The organism is Pseudomonas sp. sp1636 (genome assembly GCF_030376615.1).
Taxonomy (GTDB): Bacteria; Pseudomonadota; Gammaproteobacteria; order Pseudomonadales; family Pseudomonadaceae; genus Aquipseudomonas.
Window position 1 is genome coordinate 1 of record NZ_JARRAB010000006.1, and the last position, 18572, is coordinate 18572.

General features: G+C 64.1%; 13 protein-coding genes. 7 read left to right on the forward strand and 6 right to left on the reverse strand.

What is annotated here, in order from left to right:
• Positions 1–308: 308 nt before the first annotated feature.
• Positions 309–1598 (reverse strand): glycine-betaine demethylase subunit GbcA, encoded by a 1290-nt coding sequence (gene gbcA / locus P8H27_RS07745; protein WP_289636536.1) that lies wholly within the window; start codon positions 1596–1598, stop codon positions 309–311.
• A 366-nt stretch (positions 1599–1964) separates the two neighbouring features.
• Here gbcA and gbcB point away from each other — a divergent pair, with 366 nt between their 5' ends.
• A complete protein-coding gene (gene gbcB, locus P8H27_RS07750) occupies positions 1965–3065 on the forward strand; it encodes a glycine-betaine demethylase subunit GbcB (RefSeq protein ID WP_289636537.1) in 1101 nt (366 codons plus the stop codon).
• 160 nt (positions 3066–3225) lie between these two features.
• On the opposite strand, the gene P8H27_RS07755 is transcribed toward gbcB, so the two are convergent.
• The 4 genes from P8H27_RS07755 to fusA form a co-directional block, all read right to left on the reverse strand.
• The gene (locus P8H27_RS07755) at positions 3226–3825 is read right to left on the reverse strand and encodes a pyridoxal 5'-phosphate synthase (RefSeq protein ID WP_289636539.1); all 600 of its coding nucleotides are present in this window, start codon (positions 3823–3825) and stop codon (positions 3226–3228) included.
• Between the two features lie 73 nt (positions 3826–3898).
• Positions 3899–4078 (reverse strand): hypothetical protein, encoded by a 180-nt coding sequence (locus tag P8H27_RS07760; RefSeq protein WP_289636540.1) that lies wholly within the window; start codon positions 4076–4078, stop codon positions 3899–3901.
• A gap of 66 nt (positions 4079–4144) precedes the next feature.
• The gene (locus P8H27_RS07765) at positions 4145–5332 is read right to left on the reverse strand and encodes a hypothetical protein (protein WP_289636542.1); all 1188 of its coding nucleotides are present in this window, start codon (positions 5330–5332) and stop codon (positions 4145–4147) included.
• A 206-nt stretch (positions 5333–5538) separates the two neighbouring features.
• A complete protein-coding gene (fusA, locus tag P8H27_RS07770) occupies positions 5539–7584 on the reverse strand; it encodes an elongation factor G (RefSeq protein WP_289636543.1) in 2046 nt (681 codons plus the stop codon).
• Positions 7585–7947: 363 nt separating this feature from the next.
• Between fusA and P8H27_RS07775 the strand changes: the two genes are divergently transcribed.
• Genes P8H27_RS07775 through P8H27_RS07785 form a run of 3 tightly spaced genes read left to right on the forward strand, consistent with a single transcriptional unit; the run spans position 7948 to position 13821 of the window.
• On the forward strand, positions 7948–9633 hold the full coding sequence (locus P8H27_RS07775) for a sensor histidine kinase (RefSeq protein ID WP_289636544.1): 1686 nt from the start codon (positions 7948–7950) through the stop codon (positions 9631–9633).
• On the forward strand, positions 9630–11936 hold the full coding sequence (locus tag P8H27_RS07780) for an EAL domain-containing protein (protein ID WP_289636545.1): 2307 nt from the start codon (positions 9630–9632) through the stop codon (positions 11934–11936). The genes P8H27_RS07775 and P8H27_RS07780 overlap by 4 nt, the downstream gene beginning before the upstream one ends.
• Positions 11929–13821 carry a bifunctional diguanylate cyclase/phosphodiesterase gene (locus P8H27_RS07785; RefSeq protein WP_289636546.1) on the forward strand — a complete coding sequence of 631 codons (1893 nt, stop codon included), beginning with the start codon at positions 11929–11931 and terminating at the stop codon, positions 13819–13821. Before P8H27_RS07780 ends, P8H27_RS07785 begins: the two co-directional genes overlap by 8 nt.
• A 54-nt stretch (positions 13822–13875) precedes the next feature.
• Here the strand turns inward: P8H27_RS07785 and P8H27_RS07790 are convergent, their stop codons facing one another.
• Positions 13876–14919, reverse strand: coding sequence for a low specificity L-threonine aldolase (locus tag P8H27_RS07790; RefSeq protein WP_289636547.1), 1044 nt, complete (start codon positions 14917–14919; stop codon positions 13876–13878).
• Between the two features lie 188 nt (positions 14920–15107).
• Here P8H27_RS07790 and P8H27_RS07795 point away from each other — a divergent pair, with 188 nt between their 5' ends.
• From P8H27_RS07795 to P8H27_RS07805, 3 genes are all read left to right on the forward strand, one after another.
• The gene (locus tag P8H27_RS07795) at positions 15108–15851 is read left to right on the forward strand and encodes a TraX family protein (RefSeq protein ID WP_289636548.1); all 744 of its coding nucleotides are present in this window, start codon (positions 15108–15110) and stop codon (positions 15849–15851) included.
• A 182-nt stretch (positions 15852–16033) separates the two neighbouring features.
• Positions 16034–17287, forward strand: coding sequence for a serine hydroxymethyltransferase (glyA, locus tag P8H27_RS07800; RefSeq protein WP_289636550.1), 1254 nt, complete (start codon positions 16034–16036; stop codon positions 17285–17287).
• A gap of 33 nt (positions 17288–17320) precedes the next feature.
• Positions 17321–18571, forward strand: a complete 1251-nt coding sequence (locus P8H27_RS07805; RefSeq protein WP_289636551.1) for a sarcosine oxidase subunit beta family protein — start codon at positions 17321–17323, stop codon at positions 18569–18571.
• Position 18572: the final 1 nt, after the last annotated feature.

The following is an 18572-nucleotide window of genomic DNA, read 5'->3' on the forward strand; positions in this document are numbered from 1 at the left end:
GCCTTTATTCGAAGTTATTGGCCAACCCTTTCCACTCGCACTGCAATGCACGGCCCACGCCAGGCTCAAGTCCTTACGCAATGGCCGCCTTCTATATATTGAAATGAGATATTGAACGCCTCGCCCGACACAACATTACTGCGGCAGTTGCCAAATCATCGCTCAGCGGCGAGAGGGGCAATCCTGAGACAGGCGCCGACTGGCGAAGCCACTATATAAAGCCAGCAGAATGACCAGCCCCAGACCAATTGACATCCGGCAACCTCCAGCAGTGCGCCAGCCCGCACAATGCGGGCTGGCAGTAACAGTCAGTCATTGACCTGACGCAGGTAGGCCGTCGGTGCGGCGCCGAGGTTGTTGAGCAGGCGCTCGCTGTACCAGTCGATAAAGTTGACCACACCGAACTCGTAGGTCTTCGAGTACGGGCCCGGCTGGTAGGCGGTGGAGTTGATGCCACGCTGATTCTCTTCGGCCAGACGGCGATCCTGGGCATTGGTCGCGTCCCACACCTGACGCAGGCGAGCAACGTCGTAGTCGACGCCCTCCACCGCATCCTTGTGCACCAGCCACTTAGTGGTGACCATGGTTTCCTGGGCGCTGATCGGCCAGACGGTGAAGACGATGATGTGATCGCCCATGCAGTGGTTCCACGAGTGCGGCAGGTGCAGGATGCGCATCGAGCCGAGATCCGGGTTCTGGATCCGGCCCATGAGTTTCTGGCTGCCTTGCTTGCCATCCATGGTCATGGATACCGTGCCCTTGAGCAGCGGCATGCGCACGATACGGTTGCGCAGGCCGAAGCTGGCGTGGGCATAGGGGATTTTTTCGGCGTCCCACTTGGCCGCGGAGTCGGCGACGTGATCCTTGAACGCCTGACTGGCGCGGGGGTCGGTGACGTCGTCCCACTCCAGCAGGGTATTGAGCAACTCCGGGTGGGCACCGTTGCAGTGGTAGCACTCGCGATTATTCTCCAGCACCAGCTTCCAGTTGGCCTTTTCCATCAAGGTGGACTGCACCGCCACCTTGGTGTTCTCCATGTCGTAAGGCTCCATGTAATGAGCCAGGGTGGCGAGGAAGTCATCGATCTCTGGCGGATTTTCGGCCAGAGAGATGAAGATGTAGCCGCCGGCAGTTTTGCAGTTAACCGGTTTGAGCCCGTATTCCTTCATATCGAAGTCGGCGCCCATCTCGGTGCCGGCGAACAGCAAGCGGCCATCAATTTCATAGGTCCACTGATGGTAGGGGCAGACCAGCTTGGCCACTTTGCCCTTGTCGCTGGTGCATAAACGCGAACCGCGATGACGACAGACGTTGTGAAAGGCATGCACCACGCCTTCGGCGCCGCGGATGACGATGATCGGGTTATCGCCGATCTGCAGGGTCAGGTAGTTACCCTTGGCCGGAATCTCGCAGGTCATGCCGGCGATCAGCCATTCCTTGTGGAAGATCTCCTGCATGTCGATCTGGAACAGACGCTCGTCGCTGTAAAACGGCTGCGGCAACGAGAAGGTGCGCTCGCGGCTCTGCAGCATCTCGGCGGTCGCCTTGCGTGCCGGCGCCAGGGGGTCACCCAGACTCAGGGTGGAAGTGACGTCCATCGGTAACTCCTCAATGGCGGCTCGCCGTGCGAGCGCCGCAAAAAGTGGCTGTTTCGGTTATTACACAAGACAGCATGACTGCCTCTGCGCAAGTCGCCTGCCGAATGGCGATTCTCGCGTGGGATTTAGGCTCGGATGCTCTTATCCGTTTGCTTCGGCTGGATTCGAGTGTGGCGATGGATGCGCCACAAACCTTATCCATGGGCGACATGGCCACATCCGTTTCCGACACGACAAGCCACGCCCCAGGCGGCAGGTCGCGATAAGCATGTAAATGTCGCTCACGGATAAATGAGTGGGTGGGCCGTTGCGCACAATCCACTGCAACAGGCCGACGTCAGGCCGCTGCGCGCGAGAGATCCGACCATGTCGAACGACTTCCTCAATCCCGTTACTACTCAGACCTGGAGCAACGGTCGCCACCTGATGCGCTGCGTCAAGGTAATCCAGGAAACCTGGGACGTGCGCACCTTCTGCTTCATGGCCGAACAACCGGTGCTGTTCTTCTTCAAACCGGGTCAGTTCGTCACCCTGGAGCTGGAGATCGACGGGCAGCCGATCATGCGTTCGTACACCATCGCCAGCTCACCGTCGGTGCCCTACAGCTTCTCCATCACCATCAAGCGGGTGCCCGGCGGCAAGGTTTCCAACTGGCTGCACGACAACCTGCAGGAAGGCCAGGAGCTGGCGGTGCATGGCCCGGTCGGGCTGTTCAACGCGATGGACTTTCCGGCGGAGAAGGTGCTCTACCTCAGCGGCGGCGTCGGCATTACCCCGGTGATGTCGATGGCCCGCTGGTTCTTCGACACCAACGGCAATGTCGACATGGTCTTCGTGCACAGTGCCCGTTCGCCGAAAGACATCATCTACCACCGCGAGCTGGAGCACATGGCCTCGCGGATCAGCAACTTCAACCTGCACATCATCTGCGAGAAGTTTGGTCTGGGCGAGCCCTGGGCCGGCTATCGCGGCTATCTGAACCAGAAAATGCTGGAGTTGATCGCCCCGGACTTCATGGAGCGGGAAGTCTTCTGCTGCGGGCCGACGCCCTACATGAGTGCGATCAAGCACCTGCTCGAGAAAAACGGTTTCGACATGGCGCGCTACCACGAGGAGTCCTTCGGCGCGACGCCGCCGGAGGTTCGCGCCGAGGTCAAGGAACTGGCCGCCGAAGCCGCCGATGCACCGCCTGTACCGCTCGCCGATCAGCACCAGGTGGCCTTCGCCGCCACCGGCAAGAGTATTCGCATCGATCCGGGCGAAACCGTACACACCGCCGCGGCCAAGCTCGGCCTGCACATCCCCAAGGCCTGCGGCATGGGCATCTGCGGTACCTGCAAGGTAATGAAAACCGCTGGCGAGGTGAGCATGGAACATAACGGCGGGATCACCGACGAGGATATTGCCGAAGGTTATATCCTGTCCTGCTGTAGCGTGCCCCAGAACGACGTGACCATCGACTATTGATGGCTTGATCGACGCCAACCCTCAGCGCTCCGCTGCCGCTGGATCGGCGGCGGAGCGAGTAACGCGTTTATCCGTCCGTGGCCGACCAAGCGCATGAGTCACCGCTGTGCAAGACGTCCTGCATCGGTTACCGATCAGGACGCCTTTCTCGCAGGGCGGCTCAAGGGCTAAGCACCTCCTCAGACCACAATCCATCCGCATCTTTCAGATACCTGACGCGCTCACGCATGCGCTGCCAGCCGGACGGCCAGAACTCGATCCGCTCAGGCTGAAGACGGAAAGCGCACCAGTTTGGACTGCGTGGCACCGGTTCGAAACCCAGGGCCTGTTCAAGCTGGCGCACCTGTCGACGCGATTCGCCCTTTTCTGTCACAGGACTCCCCTGCGGAAGCACCCAGGCCGCCAATTGAGCCTCGCGGGCCCGCTTGCGCCAATAGTTGTCCGCGGTTTCGATGGATTGCCGGATAACCTCGCCTTCGAGCGTCACCTGTTCCTGCAGCTCGCGCCAGAAGAAACACAAGGACGCGCGTGGATTGTCGATGAGCTGCTGGCCCTTGCCGCTCTCGGTATTGGCGAAGAACAGCAGCCCCGCCTCCTCGACGGCGGCGATATAGACCATGCGCACGGACGGCTGGGCATAGCGATCCGCCGTGGCCAGCGCGGCGGCATGGGCCTCGTCCACACCCTGCGCGGTGGCCTGTCTGATCAGCTGCTGCAACTGCTCCAGGGCTTCTCGATAAATTGCTTCGCTGTTCTTCATGCTCAGTAGTCATCCTTTGCCGACGCCGATCCCTGGGCGTTCTTACCCGGGCATCCAAGGCCAAGCACTGGACTCACTGCCCGGCCATCCGCGCCACGGTCTGCTCAGCGCTCGGCTTGAGCCGATCCCGATCAGTGCCGATGATGCCGTTGGCGCTCGCTCGGCAGATCAGAGTATAGCGGTCGGGCTTGAACTCGACGATCAACCCGAACGGCCGCCAGGCGCACAATCCGGCACAAACCGAAGCATGCATGCTTTGCGCTCGACGCGAAAACGCAGCCCCCTATCGACCTATAACTGCACGCGCTTCTCGCTCAGCCTATCGATTCGTGCGCGGGTAGCCGGGAGGGGCATCGTAGCCAGCTTCTCCGCCTCGTTGCGGTTGTTCGCCTGGCCGGGGAACGCCTCGCGGCAGCGCTTCGAACTTGGCCGGCCGTGTAGCGGCTTCGGCAAGACTAACTTCGAGCTGTCCCGCTATGTGGTAGACGCCTGCCAGCACCCCGGTGGCGGGGTTCTCCATCAGGCTAAGCCACTCTTCGTCAAAGGCCGCGTTGAGGTTTCCCCGCAGTTGCGCTTCCAGCGCCGGCCGTTCGTTCTCGCGGGCGATGGCAGTGAACCCCGCCACGCCCAGGGAAATCATCATACCGGCTGCCCGGCCCACCACCGCTGAAACCGCGCTTGCGGCGCCGCTGGTGGCGAGATCGGCCGCCAGTTTTTCGCTAGTCCGCTGCGCCAAGGACGATATGCCTGCCTCCGACGAGCCTCTTTCAACGCCACCTTCGGCATTGCGGAGCCGATCGATCAGGGCCACATAAGCCGGCAGCCGGTCGAGCGGATCGGCGCGGACAATCTGGTAGAGCGAGGCGCGGTGGACGGCGGGAGACGTCAGCGCAATCGCTGGAATGTCCTTGAGGCGCCGGTCGAATTGCTCCCGAGGTATGCCGTAGCGCTGCGAAATGCCCTGAAGTTGCTGGCCCAGGAGCTGGACGTAGGTTTTCGTCGCCTGCTGCATGACCACGTCGGGATCGATTTGCTTGGCGACGGGACTCAACACGCGACCGTGGTATTGCTTCTGCAGATAGATGGCCAGTCGATTTTCGACCGGCTCTGTCTCTTTCCCGGTGCTCAGCTTGTACCAAGCCACCTTCATGGTCAGCCATTGCCGAGTCCAGTAGCTGGTAAACCACGGAATGAACTCTGCCTCGGTGTGCTGCTGGACGAGAATCCGCCAGCTCGCCATCCTCTCGCGGGCGTAGTTTTCGGCCGGCCCGGTCGCCGCTCGCGACGCGACGAGCAAGTCCCTGTCGACCTGCCGCCAGGTGCTCTGCGCGATCAGAACCGGCGGCGGGTCGCTGGTGCGCTCTGACGTAGCGCAGCCCGCCAGCGCCACCAGCAAGGCGACGGTCAGGGCGCGCAGGTTCAACCTTGCAGTTCGGCACAACAGCTTCGCCGGTGGTAGCCCAAGCGCCATCGGATATGCGTCAAGCAAACGCGACAGGCTGCTCATAGGGGGTTAATGGCTCCGCAGGTACGCTTTCGGCTCGCGCCGGGGTCAGGCGGTTGAAGCGAGTTCGCCTGGATATTCTTCGTTGAGCCGCGCTGTTTTTGTCCACCGCCCAGCGTGGATGGGCGCCACGGGCCGAGCGTTGCCCTTGGCCTGCGGCAGCGGCTGGTTGCCAAGTACGGCGCCGTTTGCGCTGCCCGCGCCGCGGCTCAATCCTCTTCCTGCACGGCCTTGTAGGCACCGGCCAGGCGTTGCTGGACGTCAGCCGGCACCGCGCTGTAGTGGCTGTGCTGCAGGTTGAAACCGCCCTGGCCGGCGGTGATCGACTTGAGGCGGCCGCCATAGTCGTCCAGTTCGGCGATGGGCACCTGGCCATGGATCTGCACCATGCCCTGGGCCAGCGACTCGCTGCCGAGCACCTGGCCACGGCGGCCGGTCAGGTCGCTGGTGATGTCGCCGAGTTTGCCTTCGGGGGTGCTGATGGCGATGCTGGCGATCGGTTCCAGGACGATAGCGCCGGCCGCCTTCAGGGCGTCGAGCATGGCCTTGCGTCCGGCGGCCTGGAAGGCGATGTCCTTGGAGTCGACCGAATGGCTCTTGCCGTCATACACAGTGACTTGCAGGTCTTCGACCGGATAGCCGGCCAGCGGCCCGCGTTGCAGCACCGAGCGCACGCCTTTCTCCACCGAGGGGATGAACTGCGACGGGATCACTCCGCCTTTCACCGTGTCGACAAAACTGAAGCCGCTGCCGCGCGGCAGGGGTTCGACCCGCAAGAACACCTCGCCGAACTGGCCGGCGCCGCCGCTCTGCTTCTTGTGCCGGCAGTGGCCCTCGGCCGTGCGGGTGATGGTCTCGCGGTAGGGCACGCGCGGCGGCTGGGTCTGTACCTCGAGTTTGTAGCTGCTGGTCAGGCGGTCGAGCAGGTAGCGCAGGTGCAGTTCGCCCATGCCGCGCAGTACGGTCTCCTGGGTGTCGGCCTGGTAATCGAGTTTCACGCAGGGGTCTTCGGCGAGCAGACGGTGCAGCACCTCGGCGATGCGCTGTTCGTCGCCACGCCGTTTGGCCTCGATAGCCAGGCCTTGCATCGGTTCCGGAAAGGCCAGCGGCTTGAGGTGGATCTGATCCTCGTCATGGGAGTCGTGCAGCACCGCGTCGAACTCGATCTCCTCGATCTTGCTCACGGCGCCGAAATCGCCGGGGATCAGCTGGGTCACCTCGTCGTAGCGCTTGCCCTGCAGGCGCAGCAGGTGGCCGACCTTGAACGGTTTCTTGGCCTCGCCGAGCAGCAGCTGCATGTCGCGCTGCAGCGTGCCCTGGTGCACGCGGAAGATGCCGAGTTTGCCGACGAAGGGGTCGATCATCACCTTGAATACATGCGCCAGCACATGCCGTTGCGGGTCGGGGAGGGAGCGAAAAGGCTTGGCCGCGGCGCCTGCGCCCTTGAAGAACAGCGGCGGGTTACCCTCGTTCGGGCTGGGTGCCAGCCGCGCGAGGATCTCCAGCAGTTCGCCGACCCCGGCGCCGCTGCGCGCCGAGACGAAACACAGGGGAATCAGGTGGCCCTCGCGCAGGGCACGCTCGAAGGGTGCGTGCAGCTCATGAGGGTCGATCTCGCCCTGCTCGAGGTAGCGCGCCATCAGCGCCTCGTCGACCTCGACCACCTGGTCGACCAGGGCCTGATGCGCTTCTGCCACCGAGGAGAAGTCGGCTTCGCCAGCCGGATTGAAGAAGCAGTCGACCACCTGGCTGGCGCCGGCGGCCGGCAGGTTAAGCGGCAGCACCTGCTTGCCGAACGCCTCGCGCAGGTCGGCGAGCAAGCCGGGCAGGTCGACCCGCTCGGCGTCGATCTTGTTCACCACCAGCAAGCGGCACAGCCCGCGCTCGCCGGCCAGGCCCATCATCCGATGGGTGCTGAGTTCGATGCCGCTCTGCGCGTTGACCACCACCAGCGCGGTTTCCACCGCCGCCAGGGCGGCGATGGCCTGGCCGATGAAGTCGGGATAACCGGGGGTGTCGATCAGGTTGAGCTCGGCGCCGGCGTGGCTGCAATGGGCCAGCGCCGAGGCCAGGGAGTGGCGGTATTCGCGCTCCAGCGGGTCGAAATCGCAGACCGTGTCGCCGCGCTCCAGCGTGCCCATGCTGGCGATGGCGCCGCTGCGCTGCAGCAGCGCCTCGGTCAGGGTGGTCTTGCCGCTGTCGGCCTGACCGACCAGGGCGATCGTGCGTATGGCTTCGACCGAGTAGTTGGGCATGGCGACCTCCGGACGCGGGGTGTTTCTGAGTATAGGCAAGCGCGGGAGAGGGGGCGGCAAGATCCGTCCGTTGCCAGCCTCAATACAGTGTCTACACTGCCGTTGGAGCCGTTGACCTGACGTCGCCCATGGAGCGCCGCTCTGCAGCAAGGCTTCATCTGCAAACATGCCTGCGGGAAGGGATACCGACATGCGTCTATCGCCCATCGAAATCAACTGCTTCCAACCATTGCGCACGCCGCCGGCAAGCCTGAGCGAGGTGCTGCCGGTCTCGCAGAACCTCTGCGGTTCGTGCCACAGCTAAAGCTCAAACCAGGCTGCCGGCGTGCAGCAACGACCATGTCAACCGGAAAGGAAGCCCGCATGCACCTGCTGCCCGAGAGAGAAAACAGCCCGCAAGAATCGCCGTCTGCCACGGCTGGCCGAAAAGACAGGCTGCGTGCAGCGCAAAGCATGAGCCGCCCGGGAGCCGACACCGGGACTCCGTTTCCGCTTCCCTGGCTGGCCGGCGGCTTGTTGCTCTCGGTCGTGGTATTGCTCGCCATGCTAGGGTTCGCGTTCGACTCGTTGCGCAGTGTCACCACGGTGCAACTGCGCGATTTGCGCCTCCAGGAGCTGAGCGGACGCATCGTTCACCTGGATGAGGTGCTCAGCATGTCCGCCCGCATGGCGGCCACCACGGGCGACCTGCAGTGGGAGCGGCGCTACCGCCAGTCCGAGCCGCAACTGGATGCCGCCATCAAGACAACACTGCAGCTCACGCGTCAGTCCGAAAGCGCCGAGGCGAGCGCGCAGACGGACGCCGCCAATCTGAAATTAGTGGCCATGGAGAATCAGGCCTTCGCGCTGGTTCGGGCCGGACAGCACGACCAAGCGAAACAGGTGTTGTTTAGCGAAGCCTATGAGGCGCAGAAACTGATCTATGCCGAGGGGATCATTCGGCTCGTGCAAGATATTCAGCAACACCTCGCCGCGAGCCAGCGCGACAAGCGCCGCCAGGCGATTTTCTTTGTCAGCGCGACAATGGCTTCCATCGTCTTGTTGTTAGTCACCTGGCTATTGGTCTGGAGCAAGTTGCACCGCTGGCGCGCGGATCAAGCGGCCAACTTCGCCGCGCTCGCCAAGGCGGAAGAGGCGCTGCAGATTGCCCACGACGATTTGGAACAGCGCGTCAAGGAGCGCACCGAGCAACTGGAACAACTGCACAAGCAGTTGCTCGAGGCTTCGCGCAAGGCGGGCATGGCGGAAGTGGCCACCGGTGTGCTGCATAACGTCGGCAACGTGCTCAACAGCGTCAACGTCTCCGCCACGCTGGTGGCGGACAGCATCAGCAAATCCAAGGTTTCGGGCCTGCTCAAGGCCGTCGCCCTGTTGCAAGAACACCAACTCGACCTCGGAACTTACCTCAGTAGCGATCCCCGCGGCCGGCTGCTGCCGGCCTATCTGAGCCAACTCGCCGAATACCTGCAGGCCGATCAGGAGGCGAGCGTCAAGGAGCTGGAGTTCCTGCGCCAGAATATCGACCACATCAAGGAGATCGTGGCGATGCAACAATCCTTCGCCAGCGAGTCCGGCGTCGAAGAGAGCGTCGATGTCAGGGAATTGCTGGAAGACAGCCTGCGCATGAACCTGAGTTCGTTGAGCCGTCACGGCGTGGAGGTCATCCGCGAAATCGACGCGGTGCCGCCGATCATGCTCGACAAGCACAAGGTTCTACAGATCCTGGTGAACCTGGTGAGCAACGCCAGACACGCCTGCGACGACTCCGAGCGCACCGACAAGCGCTTGACGTTGCGCCTGACCAGCGCTGATGGCCGAGTCCGGCTGTCGGTCACTGACAACGGCGCCGGAATTGCAGCGGAGAACCTGACGCGGATCTTCAATCATGGCTTCACTACCCGCAAGGGCGGACACGGCTTTGGCCTACACAGCGGCGCGCTGGCAGCCAAGGAGCTGGGTGGATCGCTGCTGGCGCAGAGTGACGGTGTCGGCCTGGGTGCGACCTTCACCCTCGAACTGCCGCTTACCCCCCTGGAGGTGCTCGCATGAACCGGCCGTCCAACAGCGGCAACCGCCGCATCCTGGTGGTCGATGACACGCCGGCGATCCACCAGGACTTTTGCAAGATTCTCGGCACGGGTCTCGACCGCGAAGCCGCCCTGGCCTCTGCCGAGGCGGCCCTGTTCGGCGACGCCCAGGTGCAGCGCCAAGCCTTCGAGCTCGACTCCGCCTACCAGGGCCAGGAGGCCCTGGCCCTGGTCATCGCCGCGCTGGAGCAGAACAGAGCCTATGCCATGGCGTTCATCGATATGCGCATGCCGCCCGGCTGGGACGGCCTCGAGACCATCGAGCGCCTGTGGCAGGTCGACCCGCAGCTGCAGGTCGCCCTCTGCACCGCCCATTCCGATTATTCCTGGGAGCAAATGGCCGAGCGCCTCGACCTGGGTGACCGGCTGCTGATCCTGAAGAAACCCTTCGACACCATCGAGATCCGCCAAATGGCCAGCGCGCTGACCGTGAAGTGGCAGATGACCCGGGACGCAGAGTTGAGAATGAGCAACCTGGAGCAAGCGGTCGAGGCGCGCACCCAGGAGCTGTCCGACGCCAACATCATCGTCCAGAACAGCCCGACCATCCTCTACCGCCTGCGCGGCGAACCTTCGTTCCCGCTGATGTATATCTCGCACAACATCACTAAATTCGGCCACGACGCCGCGCAACTGCTGGCATCGCCGAACTGGGCGCAGGAGCTGATCCATCCCGACGACCAGGCCATGGTCGACGCGGCGATGGCGCGGGTGCTGGAGAGGGACGCGCAAGGCGCCTCGATCGAGTTTCGCCTGCGCACTGGCGATGGCGCCTACCGCTGGGTCGAGAACCGCTATATCCCGGTGCGCAACAAGGAGGGCCGGCTGTTCGAGATCGAAGGGATCATCCTCGACATCACCGAGCGCAAGCTGGCGGAGGAGAAAATCGCCCTGCTGGCCCGCACCGACGGACTCACCGGCCTGGCCAACCGCGCGACCTTTAGCGAACGCCTGGGCCAAGCCTTTGCCGCCTGCCAGCGCGGGGCGACCCCGTTTGCGATCTTTTACCTGGATCTCGACCACTTCAAGCAGGTCAATGACACCCTGGGCCACCCGGTCGGCGACCTGCTGCTGCAGCAAGTGTCCGAGCGCATCAAGCGCTGTACGCGCGCCAGCGATGTGCTCGCCCGGCTCGGCGGCGACGAGTTCGCCATCCTGCAGATGGACATGGCCGAGCCGGCCAACGCCGGCGCCCTGGCGGCCAAGCTGCAGACCAGCCTGGCGCTGCCCTACTCGCTCAACGGCAACCAGGTGCGCATTTCCGCCAGCATCGGCATCTGCCCCTATTCGCCCTCGAGCGCCAATGCGGATGCCATGCTGGCGCAGGCCGACCTGGCGCTCTACCGCTCCAAGGACGAGGGGCGCAACCAGTACCACTTCCATTCCGAGGATCTCGACCAACAGGTGCTCGACCGGGTAACCCTGGCCAATGATCTGCGCAGGGCAATCGAGCGGGACGAGCTGGAGCTGTATTACCTGCCAGAGGTCGAACTGGCGTCCGGCAGAATCCTCGGCATGGAGGCGTTGGCGCGCTGGAACCACCCGGAGCAAGGCCTGCTCGGCGCCGATGCCTTTATCCCCATTGCCGAAAAGACCGGCACCATAGTGGCTCTCGGCCATTGGGTGCTCGAACACGCGTGTCGGCAGATGCGCCTGTGGCGCGACAAGGGCATGGCGCCCCCGGTGATTACGGTCAACCTGTCGCTCGCGCAGATCAAGAGCGGCGACGAACTGGTACGGGATGTCGCCGACACCCTCGGCAAATGGGGGCTGGCGCCGTCCGACCTGGAGTTCGACGTGACCGAAGCCACCCTGGCGCAGACCAAGTGGACGCGCAGCGACGTGCTGCCACAGCTGCGCGAGCTGGGCGTGAAGATCGCCATCGACGATTTCGGCACCGAGTATTCGTCGTTCGACTACCTCAAGACTTATCGGGTCAACCACCTGAAGATCGCCCAGTCCTTCATCAATGCGGCTACCGAAGATCCGGACAGCGCCACAACCATCCGCGCCATCATCAACTTCGCCCGCGAACTCGGTATCGGCATAGTCGCCGAAGGCGTGGAGACCCAGGAGCAGCGAGCGCTGCTGATGTCGACGGGCTCCACCACGCAGGGCCAGGGCTTCTTCTTCAGCGAGGCGGTGGACAACCGGCGCGCCGGCGAATTGCTGCGCCAGGGCCGCATCGTACCGAGCGCGCAGCGTGTCGCTGCGGGTGCGGCCAGCGGCATACCGCAAGAGCCTTCGGAGGCTTGGCGTGAGTAGATCCGCGAATACCGGCAACCGGCGCATCCTGCTGATCGACGACAACCCAGCGATTCACCAGGATTTCCAGAAAATTCTCGGCGCGGGCCTGAACAGCGAAGCGGCCCTGAACTCGGTCGAGGCGGCCCTGTTCGGCGATAGCGTCCCGGTGCGTCAAGCCTTCGCGCTCGATTCCGCGTATCAGGGCCAGGAAGCGCTGGCCATGGTCATGGCCGCACTGGAGCAGAACAGACCCTATGCCATGGCGTTCATCGACATGCGCATGCCCCCCGGATGGGACGGTGTCGAGACCCTCGAACGTCTCTGGCAGGTCGATCCGCGGCTGCAGGTCGCCCTCTGCACCGCCTATTCCGACTATTCCTGGGAGCAAATGGCCGAGCGCCTCGACCTGGGTGACCGGCTGCTGATCCTGAAGAAGCCCTTCGACAGCATCGAGATCCGCCAAATGGCCAGCGCGCTGACCGTGAAATGGCAGATGGCCCAAGATGCGGCCATAAAAATGAGCAACCTGGAGCAAGTCGTTGAGGATCGCGCACTGGAACTGCTGAACATGTCCCATTTGCTGCAGTACGACGCTCTCACCGAGTTGCCCAATGCCGCCCTGCTCCAGGATCGGCTGACCCAGGCAATCGCCATCGCCCGGCGTCAGCGCAAACAGCTCGCGGTGATGTTCCTCGGCCTGGATCGTTTCAAGCGCATCAACAACGGCATGGGCCACCCCATCGGCGATGCATTGCTCAAGACGGTTGCCGGGCGCTTGGTCGCGACCGTGCGCCAATCGGATTCGGTTTTTCGCCACGGGGCGGATGAATTCGTGCTGTTGCTGACGGATGTGACCCACCCGCAACAGAGCATCGGCATTGCGCAGAAGCTGCTCGCGGCACTCAGGGTGCCGCAATGCATTGCGGGGCACGATCTCAGCGTCACCGCGAGTCTGGGGATCGGCACCTACCCGGATGACGGCGAGGATGCGGAGAGCTTGATCAGTAAAGCGGAAGCGGCGATGCACAATGCCAAGGAAAATGGCCGCGATGATTTCCGTTTTTTCAAACCGGACATGAACCAGTGCGCGCGCGCGCAGCAATCCATCGAAATTGGGCTGCGGCAGGCGCTGGCGCGGCACGAGTTTGTCCTGCATTACCAGCCGAAGCTGAATCTTCAGACCGGCGCTATTACCGGCGCCGAGGCGCTTATCCGCTGGCAGCACCCCGAGCGAGGAATGATCTCCCCGGCTGAGTTCATCCCGATTGCCGAGGACAGTGGCCTGATCGTGCCGCTCAGCCAGTGGGTGCTGCGCGAAGCCTGTCGGCAGGCCCGGGTGTGGCGGGATGCCCATCTGCCGCCGCTGTCCATGGCGGTCAATATCTCCGCCCTCGACTTCCGTCAGCGGGGCTTCCTCCAGGGCATTCGCGCGGTATTGGAGGAAACCCAGTTGGCACCGCACGCCCTCGAGCTGGAAATCACCGAGGGCGTTCTCATTCAGGATGTCGAGTCGACGCTCTCGGTCTTTCAGGCGCTCAAGGACATGGGCGTACGGCTGGCCATCGATGACTTCGGCACCGGCTATTCCAGCCTGAGTTATCTTCGGCGGTTTCCGGTCGACGTACTGAAAATCGACCAGTCGTTCGTGCGCGACATCGGCACCGATGAGAATGATGCCGCCATTGTCAGCGCTATCATCGGCATGGGTAATAGCCTCAAGCTGCGGGTCATTGCCGAGGGCGTGGAAACCCGGGAACAGCTGGTCTTCCTGCAGGCCCATCGGTGCGAAGAAGGCCAGGGGTTTTATTTTAGCCGGGCGGTTACCGCCGAGGCGTTCGCCACGCTGCTGGCTGAGGGTATGGCTGGGCGCGTGCACCCTTCAGTACGCCAGCCATGTCGTTGACTCCCGCCGCGACGCAGCGCCAGCCGGGTTATCGGAGTGGGCCGGGGCGTCCGCTCAGCCCGCCTGCATCGCCTGGCGGATGTCCGCCGCCAGCTCGCGCACCCGCGCCTCTTCGGTATCCCAGGAGCACATGAAACGTGCGCCACCGGCACCGATAAAGGTGTAGAAGCGCCAGCCCTTGGCGCGCAAAGCATCGATGGCCGGTTCGGACAGTTGCAGGAACACGCCGTTGGCCTCCACCGGAAACATCAGACTGACGCCCGGCACGTCGCCGACCAGCTCCGCGAGCAGGCGCGCGCAGCGGTTGGCATGGCGGGCGTATTTCAGCCAGGCGTCGCTCTGCAGCAGGCCGACCCAGGGCGCGGACAGGTAGCGCATCTTCGAGGCGAGCTGGCCGGCCTGCTTGCAGCGGTAGTCGAAGTCCTCGGCCAGGGCCTTGTTGAAGAACAGGATCGCCTCGCCCACCGCCATGCCGTTCTTGGTGCCGCCGAAGCAGAGCACGTCGACCCCGGCCTGCCAGGTCAGCTCGGCCGGCGAGCAACCGAGAAAGGCGCAGGCGTTGGAAAAGCGTGCGCCATCCATGTGCAGGTTGAGGCCCAGTTCGCGGCAGGTGGCGCTGATCGCGCGGACTTCTTCGGGGCGATAGACGGTGCCGACCTCGCTGGCCTGGGTCAGCGTCACCACCCGCGGTTTCGGGTAGTGGATGTCCTGGCGCTTGAGGGCGATCTCGCGGATCGCCGCCGGGGTCAGCTTGCCGTTTTCGGTACGCGCCAGCAGCAGTTTGGAGCCGTTGGAGAAGAACTCCGGGGCGCCGCATTCGTCGGTCTCGACGTGGGCGGTTTCCGAGCAGATCACGCTGTGGTAGCTCTGGCACAGGGAGGCCAGGGCCAGCGAGTTGGCCGCGGTGCCGTTGAAGGCGAAGAACACCTCGCAGTCGGTTTCGAACAATTGGCGAAAATGATCGGCGGCGCGCACCGTCCACTGGTCGTCGCCGTAGGCGCGCTCGTGGCCGTGGTTGGCCTCGGCCATGGCGGCCCAGGCTTCCGGGCAGATGCCGGCATAGTTGTCGCTGGCGAACTGTTGCGATGAGTCGGACATGGCACGTTCCTTATTGTTTGGTCATCGGCGCGTGCCGCTACTTTACCCCCTGCGTCAAGCGCGGGGGCACGCCGCGGCGACATCTTGTTCATTCCAGGCGCTGTGCGGGCCAGGATTCGCGCAAGTCGTGCGGCCATGCCACGCCATATGGGGTACCTTCGCCTGAATGCCGACCGATGAGCGCCGCCATGCCGACCCCGTCCCCCGCCCAGGCCAGCCGCCCGCGCGATGCCGCGCTGGATCTGCTCAAGTGGCTGGCGCTGCTGAGCATGCTGGTCGATCACCTGCGGCATGTCTGGCCGCCGCTGTACGCCCTGTATATTCCCGGTCGCCTGGCCTTCCCGCTGTTCTGCCTGGCCATCGCCGCCAACCTGGCACGTCCCTCGGCGGATCCGCGCAGGCCACTGCCGCTGCGCTACCTCGGCCTGCTGCTGGGGTTTGCGCTGCTGGCCGAGTGGCCGTATCGGTTGCTGGTGCAGGCGCCGCAATCGCTCAATGTGCTGCCGACCCTGATCCTCGGCCTGCTGATCGCCCACGGCGTGCAGCAGCCCCCTGGCCAGGCGCGCTGGCTGGCCGTGGGCGCCCTGCTGCTCGCCGTGGTCGCTCATCCCTGGCTGATGTTCGGCCTCGCCGGGGCCTTGTTGCCGGCGGCCTTCGTCTACGCCTTGAGCCGGCCCCATCCGGCCTGGCTCTGGCCGCTGCTGCTGAGCCTGATCGCCAACTACTGGCCACCCTTCTATGCCGCAGCGGCGCGCGGCGAGCCCTTTGCCTGGGCGGTGCTGCTCAGCTGCGCGCTGGCGCCGCTGTTCGGTCTCTGGCTGTTGCGCCAGCCGCTGCAGATCCGCATTGCGCCGGTACGCCGCTGGGCCTATCTGTTCTATCCCGGGCACTTTCTGCTGCTCGTAGCGCTGCGCGAATACTGGCTACGCTGAAACGGATTCCCCATAGCGGCAAGTCGCCGACGCGCATGTCGCAAACGCAACCTCCCGTGGCGTGCATAGGCATCTGGCCGTGCAGGGCGAGTCATACCATCGATTGCACAAGGGCCAAGCCCCGATTCCGACCCCGATTCCGACACAAAGGCGCCACAGCGTGGCGCCGCAGGAGATCAGCGATGTTCAGCAAACAAGACCAAATCCAGGGCTACGACGACGAACTGCTGGCGGCGATCAACGCCGAAGAGGCGCGTCAGGAGCATCACATCGAGCTGATCGCCTCGGAGAACTACACCAGCCCGCGGGTAATGGAAGCTCAGGGCAGCGGCCTGACCAACAAGTACGCCGAAGGCTATCCGGGCAAGCGTTACTACGGCGGCTGCGAGCATGTCGACGTGGTCGAGCAGTTGGCCATCGACCGGGCCAAGCAACTGTTCGGCGCCGACTTCGCCAACGTCCAGCCGCACTCCGGCTCCTCGGCCAACGGCGCGGTCTACCTGGCGCTGCTCAACGCCGGTGACACCATTCTGGGCATGAGCTTGGCCCACGGCGGCCACCTGACCCACGGTTCCAAGGTCAGCTCTTCCGGCAAGCTGTACAACGCCGTGCAGTACGGCATCGACACCGCCACCGGGCTGATCGATTACGACGAAGTCGAGCGCCTGGCCGTCGAGTGCCAGCCGAAGATGATCGTCGCCGGCTTCTCCGCCTACTCCAAGACCCTGGATTTCCCGCGTTTCCGCGCCATCGCCGACAAGGTCGGTGCGCTGCTGTTCGTCGACATGGCCCACGTCGCCGGCCTGGTCGCCGCCGGCCTGTACCCCAACCCGCTGCCCTACGCCGACGTGGTCACCACCACCACCCACAAGACCCTGCGCGGTCCGCGTGGCGGCCTGATCCTGGCCAAGAGCAATCCCGAGATCGAGAAGAAGCTCAACGCCGCGGTGTTCCCCGGCGCCCAGGGCGGCCCGCTGATGCACGTGATCGCGGCCAAGGCGGTGTGCTTCAAGGAAGCCCTGGAGCCGAGCTTCAAGGAGTACCAGCAACAGGTGATCAAGAACGCCCAGGCCATGGCCAAGGTGTTCATCGAGCGCGGCTATGACGTGGTCTCCGGTGGTACCGATAACCACCTGTTCCTGGTCAGCCTGATCCGTCAGGGCCTGACCGGCAAGGACGCCGACGCCGCCCTCGGCCGTGCCGGCATCACGGTGAACAAGAATTCCGTGCCCAACGACCCGCAGTCGCCGTTCGTCACCTCGGGCCTGCGTATCGGCACCCCGGCGATCACCACCCGCGGCTTCAAGGAGCAGCAGAGCATCGAGCTGGCCGGCTGGATTTGCGACATCCTCGACCACCTCGGCGATGCCGACGTCGAGGCGCAGGTCGCCACCCTGGCCGCCGGCCTGTGCGCGGATTATCCGGTTTACCGCTAAGGTCTTAGTCTTTCGTATCAGGAGTACCCACTGATGCAACGTTATTCCGGCTTCGGCCTGCTCAAGCACTCCTTCAGCCACCACGAAAACTGGCAGCGCATGTGGCGCAACCCGACGCCCAAGCCGGTCTACGACGTGATCATCGTCGGCGGCGGCGGCCACGGCCTGGCCACGGCCTATTACCTGGCCAAGGAATTCGGCGTGAAGAACGTCGCGGTGGTCGAGAAGGGCTGGCTGGGCGGCGGCAACACCGCGCGCAACACCACCATCGTGCGTTCCAACTACCTGTGGGACGAGTCGGCTCAGCTCTACGAGCACGCCATGAAACTGTGGGAAGGCCTGTCGCAGGACATCAACTACAACGTGATGTTCTCCCAGCGCGGCGTGTTCAACCTCGGTCACACCCTGCAGGACATGCGCGACATCGAGCGCCGGGTGAGTGCCAACCGCCTCAACGGCATCGACGGCGAGGTGCTCAATGCCAAGCAGGTCGAGGAACTGATCCCGTTCATGGATTGCAGCAAGAACACCCGCTACCCGGTGATGGGCGCTTCCCTGCAACGGCGCGGCGGCGTCGCCCGTCACGATGCCGTGGCCTGGGGCTATGCCCGCGCCGCCGACGCCCTGGGCGTCGACCTGATCCAGCAGACCGAGGTAACCGGCTTCCGCAAGGAAAACGGCGTGGTCATCGGCGTGGAAACCAACAAGGGCTTCATCGGCGGCAAGCGCGTCGGCGTGGTCACCGCCGGTAACTCCGGGCACATGGCCAAGCTCGCCGGCTTCCGCCTGCCGATCGAGTCGCACCCGCTGCAGGCGCTGGTGTCCGAGCCGATCAAACCGATCATCGACAGCGTGATCATGTCCAACGCCGTGCACGGCTATATCAGCCAGTCGGACAAGGGCGACCTGGTCATCGGTGCCGGCATCGACGGTTACGTCGGCTACGGCCAGCGCGGCTCCTACCCGACCATCGAACACACCCTGCAGGCCATCGTCGAGCTGTTCCCGGTGCTCTCGCGGGTACGGATGAACCGCCAGTGGGGCGGCATCGTCGACACCACGCCGGACGCCTGCCCGATCATCAGCAAGACCCCGGTGCAGAACCTGTTCTTCAACTGCGGTTGGGGCACCGGCGGCTTCAAGGCCACCCCGGGTTCCGGTCACGTGTTCGCCGCCAGCCTGGCCAAAGGCGAGATGCATGAACTGGCCAAACCCTTCGCCATGGACCGTTTCTACAACGGCGCCCTGATCGACGAGCACGGCGCTGCCGGCGTCGCCCACTAAC

Excerpts from the sequence above, each read along its gene's own strand:
- gbcA (WP_289636536.1), bottom strand. The coding sequence starts at position 1,598 with ATGGACGTCACTTCCACCCTGAGTCTGGGTGACCCCCTGGCGCCGGCA.
- gbcB (WP_289636537.1), top strand. The coding sequence starts at position 1,965 with ATGTCGAACGACTTCCTCAATCCCGTTACTACTCAGACCTGGAGCAAC.
- P8H27_RS07755 (WP_289636539.1), bottom strand. The coding sequence starts at position 3,825 with ATGAAGAACAGCGAAGCAATTTATCGAGAAGCCCTGGAGCAGTTGCAG.
- P8H27_RS07760 (WP_289636540.1), bottom strand. The coding sequence starts at position 4,078 with ATGCATGCTTCGGTTTGTGCCGGATTGTGCGCCTGGCGGCCGTTCGGG.
- P8H27_RS07765 (WP_289636542.1), bottom strand. The coding sequence starts at position 5,332 with ATGAGCAGCCTGTCGCGTTTGCTTGACGCATATCCGATGGCGCTTGGG.
- fusA (WP_289636543.1), bottom strand. The coding sequence starts at position 7,584 with ATGCCCAACTACTCGGTCGAAGCCATACGCACGATCGCCCTGGTCGGT.
- P8H27_RS07775 (WP_289636544.1), top strand. The coding sequence starts at position 7,948 with ATGCACCTGCTGCCCGAGAGAGAAAACAGCCCGCAAGAATCGCCGTCT.
- P8H27_RS07780 (WP_289636545.1), top strand. The coding sequence starts at position 9,630 with ATGAACCGGCCGTCCAACAGCGGCAACCGCCGCATCCTGGTGGTCGAT.
- P8H27_RS07790 (WP_289636547.1), bottom strand. The coding sequence starts at position 14,919 with ATGTCCGACTCATCGCAACAGTTCGCCAGCGACAACTATGCCGGCATC.
- P8H27_RS07795 (WP_289636548.1), top strand. The coding sequence starts at position 15,108 with ATGCCGACCCCGTCCCCCGCCCAGGCCAGCCGCCCGCGCGATGCCGCG.
- glyA (WP_289636550.1), top strand. The coding sequence starts at position 16,034 with ATGTTCAGCAAACAAGACCAAATCCAGGGCTACGACGACGAACTGCTG.
- P8H27_RS07805 (WP_289636551.1), top strand. The coding sequence starts at position 17,321 with ATGCAACGTTATTCCGGCTTCGGCCTGCTCAAGCACTCCTTCAGCCAC.